6 protein-coding genes are annotated in these 6,906 nt (G+C 62.9%); 5 read left to right on the forward strand and 1 reads right to left on the reverse strand.

The window, feature by feature from the left end; all coding sequences use genetic code 11:
• Nucleotides 1–14 precede the first annotated feature (14 nt).
• Nucleotides 15–2,006 carry a hypothetical protein gene (locus ACYVB7_RS05790; protein WP_460505681.1) on the forward strand — a complete coding sequence of 664 codons (1,992 nt, stop codon included), beginning with the start codon at nt 15–17 and terminating at the stop codon, nt 2,004–2,006.
• Between the two features lie 34 nt (nt 2,007–2,040).
• On the opposite strand, the gene ACYVB7_RS05795 is transcribed toward ACYVB7_RS05790, so the two are convergent.
• On the reverse strand, nt 2,041–2,382 hold the full coding sequence (locus tag ACYVB7_RS05795; protein ID WP_460505682.1) for a hypothetical protein: 342 nt from the start codon (nt 2,380–2,382) through the stop codon (nt 2,041–2,043).
• 115 nt (nt 2,383–2,497) lie between these two features.
• Between ACYVB7_RS05795 and ACYVB7_RS05800 the strand changes: the two genes are divergently transcribed.
• From ACYVB7_RS05800 to ACYVB7_RS05815, 4 genes are all read left to right on the forward strand, one after another.
• Complete coding sequence (locus tag ACYVB7_RS05800) at nt 2,498–4,018, forward strand: IPTL-CTERM sorting domain-containing protein (protein WP_460505683.1); 1,521 nt, start codon at nt 2,498–2,500, stop codon at nt 4,016–4,018.
• A gap of 42 nt (nt 4,019–4,060) precedes the next feature.
• A complete protein-coding gene (locus ACYVB7_RS05805) occupies nt 4,061–4,801 on the forward strand; it encodes an Lcl C-terminal domain-containing protein (RefSeq protein WP_460505684.1) in 741 nt (246 codons plus the stop codon).
• 137 nt (nt 4,802–4,938) lie between these two features.
• Nucleotides 4,939–6,024, forward strand: coding sequence for an Lcl C-terminal domain-containing protein (locus ACYVB7_RS05810; protein WP_460505685.1), 1,086 nt, complete (start codon nt 4,939–4,941; stop codon nt 6,022–6,024).
• A 53-nt stretch (nt 6,025–6,077) separates the two neighbouring features.
• On the forward strand, nt 6,078–6,906 hold an 829-nt coding region (locus ACYVB7_RS05815; protein ID WP_460505686.1), incomplete at its 3' end, for an ATP-binding protein.

Below are 6,906 nucleotides of genomic sequence, written 5' to 3' on the forward strand. Positions count from 1 at the left end.
CTTGATGTCCCGTCTTGGAAATCTCAGGCGTGGATTTGAGAATTCAGATGACAAAGTCCGGTATTTCATTTCCAGTGGCTGGTGTTTGGTTGCCGCTTGTGTTGTGTGTTGCGCTCGCTTCGTGCTCGACATTTCAGTCCTCGCAAAGTTTGGTTTCAAGCAATGGTCAGTCGATTTCTGACTTGCGCGTATCGCGCGTGCTGGTGAGTGAGGGCCTGCAAAAGCTGCATGGGCATCACTACGAAGACGCGTCGCGGATTTTCAACGCCGGTCTGAAATACGATCCGGATAACGCGCAAATCCATTTTCTGAACGGATTGACTTACCATTTGCTTTACCTGCGTGGCGACGATGCGGCAAAAGACCTTGCCGCAACCGGCTACAAGATGGCGCTGGGTATCGAACCGGCATACTTTCAAGCGGCATTGCAATTGGGGCGCCTCGAACACGAAATGAAGCGCTTCAATGAAGCGGTGGCGGCGTTCCGTCGTGCCGCCGACATTGAGCCCACGAGCGGAGACGCTCAACTTGGGCTGGCCATGGCGGCTTATTACGCGCACGACCTTGCCACAGCGCGCACCGCCATTGAACATTACGCTTCCTTTCGCGCGAAAAGCGCTGTGGCGGCACGCGTCGAAGCAATGGTGTACGCGGGCCTGGGGGAGCAAGGTCTGGCGCAGCAAGCCGCAGCCCGCTATGCCGATCTGGAAACGGATGTCGGCGAAATCAGGAAAGTCAGCCATCGCGTCAATCAGTGGGGGGCGTGGCATACAGCGCTGCCCGCATTGGAGATGAATGGTGGGGCACAGGCCGCGCAGAAAGGTATTCAGCTGGCACAGGGGGGACCGCCTGAATACATCTACGGTTCTGGCGCACAGCCTGCGAATTCCGCCTATCCCATGCCACAGACAATGGCTGGCACGGGTGGCCAGTTCAGTGCGGAAAATGATCCCGTCATACCGCCTTGGGATGCCTGCGACAAAACCGCTGCCCGTTCCGTATATTCGTCCGCAAGCACAGGCTCGTATTCGTACAACGGCGGTGCCACAAGCAGTGCCGACGAAACGGCCCCTTTGCCTGCTTTGCCCGTTCCCTGCAAGGGGGCGGGTAATCCGCGCATGGCCATTCTCGACGTCACCATTGTGCGCACCGAAGATGTCAAATCGACCAGCAATGGCATCAACCTGCTGAACGGGCTTACCTATGTGTTCGGTCGAAGTCGCCAGATCACCGACGTGCTCACCAGCGCGACCGGCGCGGCCGAAACCAGAACCATCACCAGGACACGCCAGAACAACGACGGGCTTTCCAATCCGACCACTCAAGGGGGGATTGCCTACGCGCTCAACATTGCCAATGCCACGAATTCGCGCAGCGAAGTGCTGGCACAACCCTCACTGGTGGCACTGGATCGCCAGCCCTCGACGTTCTTTTCTGGGCGCAACATTACCCTGGGTATTGCGGCGCAGACCGGCGGTTCGGGCTCCTTTGCCGATAAGCCCATTGGTGTCAGCCTGTCGGTGACGCCGACGTTCACTGCAGACGACAGCATGCTGGTGTCGGTGCGTGCAGCACGCGCTTTCGTTGAGCAAGTGGATTCGAACGTTTCATTTGGCCAGAGCATGCAAACCACGCGCAATGCCGTCACGGCCAATGTGGCGCTCAAATTTGGCCAGACGCTGATACTTTCGGGGCTGGCGGAGCAGGAATTGCAGCAGTCTTCAGATGGTGTGCCGGTGCTGCAAGACATTCCTGCCCTGCAGTATTTGTTTCGCCATAAGACGATGCAAAACTACACCCGCTCGGTGTTGGTGCTGATGACCCCGCGCAAACCCGAGTTGGAACGAGATGGATTGCCGTCCGGGCTGAACAGGGTCTATCAGCATGCTTTGGACAACAAGCTGTTCCTGCAATTCCGTTCGGGCGATATGCGCGGTGAGCGGTGGGATGCCCCCTCGCGGCTGAACAATTTACTGGACCAGATCAAAAACTCGATCTACTTCTGAGTTCACCGGTGGGGGCGCGCGGGGTGGCTGGGCATCAGTCCCAGCGGAAACCTTTCTCCAGCATGTACACGTTGTGCACGCCTTTGCACCAGTCCAGCTTGAACTGCTCAGAGCCGTAGTTCTCCCACGTCACCCGAAACGGCACCACGCAGTCGCCGTCATCGCTGTTCCAGTCCATCGACGCCGATTGGCCGGGGCGGATGCGGTCGCCGCTTTCCAGCCAGTTCTTGCTCCATTGCCCATCTTGGTAGGTGGAAAAGCCCACGATGTTGTAGCCGGGGGCTTTGTTGTGCAGCTTGAAGGCGTATTCCCCCGCCCACGCGCTGTGGGACAGAAGGGCGGCCAGCGCCAGGGTGGCAACTTTGAACGTGTTCATGAAGGACTCCTGTGGACATGAAAAGGGGCTTGACGTTAAGGCATGGCGTGCCGATCCGCTGTCCCCAGTTCTGGGGATACCGCGGCCACAACGACGTGACTAGATTCGCCGCACCATGAGTTTTTTTGAACACTGCACCGGGGCCAAGGCCCTTTTCCCCGTCCCCTTTCAAGTTGCCCGCAGCGGTTCCGGCCCGAGGGCATGGCCGCGGTGGTGGGTCTGGCTGCTGGGGTGGTGGGTGTGGGGCCTGGCATCCAACGCCGGGGCGCAAATCTGGTCTGCGGCGGTGCCCATGGGCTCTGCCCGCATGCAGCACACGGCCACGGTGGTGGGAGCCGGAACGCAGGTGATGGTGGTGGGGGGGCGCAATGGTGCTGGCCCGGTGGCCAGTGTGGAGGCGTATGACCCTGCCATCCACACCTGGATGCTGTTGGCCCCGTTGGGGACCGCGCGCGACCAGCACACGGCCACGGCGTTGAACAACGGGCAGGTGTTGGTGGCGGGTGGCATGCTGGCATCGAACCAAGCCACAAACGCCGTGGAGTTGTACGACCCCAACTCCAACACCTGGAGCCCCGCAGCCAGCATGACAGCCGCACGCGAGCAGCACACGGCCACGCTGTTGCCCAACGGCCAGGTGCTGGTGGTGGGCGGTTTCGCCGCAGGCAATTTTCTGGCCAGTGCCGAGCTGTACGACCCCACCACCAACACCTGGAGCAGCGCGGGCAACTTGGCCAGCGCCCGCACCAGCCACACCGCCACGCTGCTGAACAACGGCCAAGTGTTGGTGGTGGGGGGGATCACCACCGGCAATGCCTACCTTGCCACGGCGGAGCTGTACAACCCCGCCACCAACACCTGGAGCAGCGCCGCCAGCATGGCCACGGCCCGCACCAGCCACACCGCCACCTTGCTGGCGGGCGGGCAGGTGCTGGTCACCGGTGGTGGAACGGCTTGGAACGGCACCTACCTGGGCAGCACCGAGCTGTACGACCCCACCACCAACACCTGGAGCAACACTGGCAACCTGAACGTGGCCCGCACAGCACACGCCGCGGTGGAATTGAACGATGGCCGTGTGCTGGTGGTGGGGGGACTGTCCAGTGGCGGGGCGTTGGCCGGTACCGAGCTGTTCAACCCCACCACCCAAGTGTGGACCGTGGGCGATCCCATGCAAACCGCCCGTGGCGCCCACACCGCCACGCTGCTGAACACCGGGCAGGTGCTGGTGTCAGGCGGTGGCGCAGTGGGGTATGCAACGGCCTTGGACAGTGCCGAGTTGTATGCCCCGCCATTCACCGTGAGCACCAGTGTGAGTGGCGGCGGCAGCATCAGTTGCACGCCCAACCCTGTGGGCTTGGGCGGGAGCACCACCTGCACGGCCACTCCCCACAGCGGCAAAGCCTTCAGCGCTTGGGATGGGGATTGCGCAGGCACCACCGATCCCGTGTGCACCTTGTTCAAGGTGAAAGCGGACAAAAGCGTGTCCGCCAGCTTTGTGGCTTCTGCTGGGGGCGGGGGCACCGTGTCCAGCGTGCCCACGTTGAGCGAGTGGGCGCTGGTGCTGCTGGCGGCGTTGATGGGGGTGCTGGGCCTGCACCAACGCCAAAGCGGTAAAGCACTTCAAAAACCATAGCTCCTTGCGCTTTCAAGAAAAGCGACAGATGAAAAAAACACCATGAAAACCAAACGCACCCTTCTGATTGCCCTGGCCCTGCTGGGGGCGGCTGCCTGCACGGTGCCTGCATGGGCCCAAACGGGCCGCCTGAACGACACCGGCCAAACCAGCTGTTACGACGCCAGCAACGCCGCCGTGGCGTGCAGCGCCGCCACCGTGGGCAACAGCGGCACCCTCCCCCACCAAGATGGCCGCTACGGGCGCGACGCCGCAGCCGCCGCCGGTGTGCTCACCAAAACCGGCGGCGGTGCAGCGGGTTTTGACTTTTCGTGTGTGCTGTGGGATGGCTCTGTGCTGAACGGCAGCAACTGCACGGCGGGCCTGGTGGCCAACACCACCGGCGCCGCCAGCGGCACGCCGGGCACCGACTGGGCCTGCACCAAGGACAACGTGACCGGCCTGGTGTGGAGCCTGCAAACCCAGGGCACCGTCAACTGGGCCACCGCCACCGGGGCCAGCTACCCCAACGCCGGGCACAACAGCGCCAACCGCTGTGGTTACGGCACGGGCTGGCGGCTGCCCACACGGCGCGAGTTGCTGAGCATCTTGCACCGGGGGCAATTCAACCCGGCCATTGACAGCACCTACTTCCCCGCCACGCAAAGTGGCAAGTACTGGACCAGCGAAACCTCTGCGCCCGGTCCGACCAACGCGTGGGCTGTCTATTTCTACAACGGCTACTCCATCGCCAACTTCAAGACGGACACCTTGTTTGTGCGTCTTGTGCGCAGCGGACCGTGATTTTTTGCTTCTTTTTTATGGCCCATCACCGTCAATTGCCCGTGTGGAAGGCGGCCATGCATTTGTCCATCCACTGCAAACCTGCTGCGCACCGCATTGCGTGCTTGGTCCCTTGTTTGCACACAGAAAGCTTTGTCATGTTCCTGTTCACACGTGCGCTGTTGCTGCTGGCCTGCTGTGCAGCCCCGCTGGCCCACGCGGCCTACACCGTCAATGCCGACGGCACCGTGACCGACACCACCTCCGGACTGGTGTGGGACCAATGTGTGTTGGGCAGCCGCACCAGCGCCGCCACCAGCTGTGCAGCCAACACCAACAGCACCTACACCTGGGACGAGGCCCTGGCCCAGGTGAGTGCCCGCAACAGCGCCAACCACCTGGGGTACAGCGATTGGCGGCTGCCCAACATCAGCGAGTTGGAAAGCCTGGTGGACACCACCGCGGCCACGGCCCCCATCATCAACACCACGGCATTTCCCAACACGCCCATCATGGGTGACAGTATGGGAGGAGGGGCTCATTGGTCTTCCTCCAGCTATGCACCCAACCCAGCCGACGCGTGGAATGTCGACTTCCTCAACGGCGTCAGCGGCGCCGACCTCAAGACTTACCCCTTGTTTGTGCGTCTTGTGCGCAGCGGACAGTCCTTTTCTGCTTTTGACGGGATGGGCACCACCAGCTACACCGCGCCAACGCCCAGCGGCAGCAGCACCAGCGGCAACGTGACCACCACGCTGAGTGGGGGCGGGGCGGCCAGTTGTGCCATGGTCAGCGTGGCCTACCAAAGCGCCAACAGCGTGGGGGCGGCACCGCCTGCGGGGGTTTCGTTCCCGGCGGGGGTGGTCAACTTCACCACCACGGGATGTGCGGTGGGGGGTACGGTCACCGTCACGCTCACCTACCCCAGCGCCTTGCCCGCGGGCACCCGGCTGTACAAGTACGGCCCGGCCACGGCTGGGGCCAGCCCCAGCTGGTACGAGCACCCGGCCACCATCGGCGGCAACACCATCACCTACAGCGTGACCGACAACGGCGTGGGCGACAGCAACAACACCGCGGGTGTCATCACCGACCCAGCGGGCGCGGGTGTGCCCGGGGGCGGGGCTGAGGGTGTGGCTGGCGTGCCCACCCTCAGCCAATGGGCGCTGCTGTTGCTGGCAGGGTTGGTGGGTGTGGCCGCGGTGCGGCCACGTGCACGCTTCAGCCTGTGGCCTCGCCGCTGATTCCTTCGTTCACCCAAGCCCTGGCGCTCCTCGGGCCGTGCAAGAATTCCCCCATGACGCCGCCCACCCGCCTCACGCCCCGCAAAAAGCTGCCCATCGGCATCCAGAGTTTTGCCAAGCTGCGCGAGGGCGACGCGCACTACTACGTGGACAAAACCGGCTACGCGGTGGACCTGGCGCAAAACGGCAACTGCTACTTCCTCAGCCGCCCGCGCCGCTTCGGCAAAAGCCTGTTTCTGGACACGCTCAAACAGCTGTTCGAAGGCAAGCGCTCGCTGTTTGAAGGCTTGGCGGCAGACTCGCGCTGGGATTGGGGGCGCACCCACCCGGTCATTCGCATCAGCTTTGGCGGTGGGGTGCTCAAAAACCGGGCGGCGCTGGACGAGCGCCTGGGTGAGCTGCTGCAAGACAACCAGGAGCGCCTGGGCATCACCTGCACCCACACCTCGGTGAGCGGGCGGTTTGCCCAGCTCATTGCCCATGCCCATGCCCAAACCGGCCAAACCGCCGTGGTGCTGGTGGACGAATACGACAAACCCATTCTGGACAACATCACCAACAGCGCCGTGGCGCTGGACATGCGCGAGGGCCTCAAGGACTTTTACAGCGTGCTCAAAGACGCCGACGAACACCTGCGCTTTGTCTTCATCACCGGGGTGAGCAAGTTCAGCAAGGTGAGTTTGTTCTCGGGGCTCAACCACCTCAAGGACATCACGCTGGACCCCCGCTACAGCGCCCTGTGTGGCTACACCGACGCCGACGTGGACACGGTGTTTGCCCCGGAGTTCGCCCCCGAGCTGCCCGCGTTGGACCGCCAGGAGGTGCGCCGCTGGTACAACGGCTACAACTGGCTGGGCGAAAGCGTCTACAACCCCTTTGACC

It is taken from the genome of Hydrogenophaga soli, from assembly GCF_054777695.1.

What these genes read in the sequence shown, in the direction of transcription:
- ACYVB7_RS05795 (WP_460505682.1), bottom strand. Translation starts at nt 2,382, where the DNA reads ATGAACACGTTCAAAGTTGCCACCCTGGCGCTGGCCGCCCTTCTGTCC.
- ACYVB7_RS05800 (WP_460505683.1), top strand. Translation starts at nt 2,498, where the DNA reads ATGAGTTTTTTTGAACACTGCACCGGGGCCAAGGCCCTTTTCCCCGTC.
- ACYVB7_RS05805 (WP_460505684.1), top strand. Translation starts at nt 4,061, where the DNA reads ATGAAAACCAAACGCACCCTTCTGATTGCCCTGGCCCTGCTGGGGGCG.
- ACYVB7_RS05810 (WP_460505685.1), top strand. Translation starts at nt 4,939, where the DNA reads ATGTTCCTGTTCACACGTGCGCTGTTGCTGCTGGCCTGCTGTGCAGCC.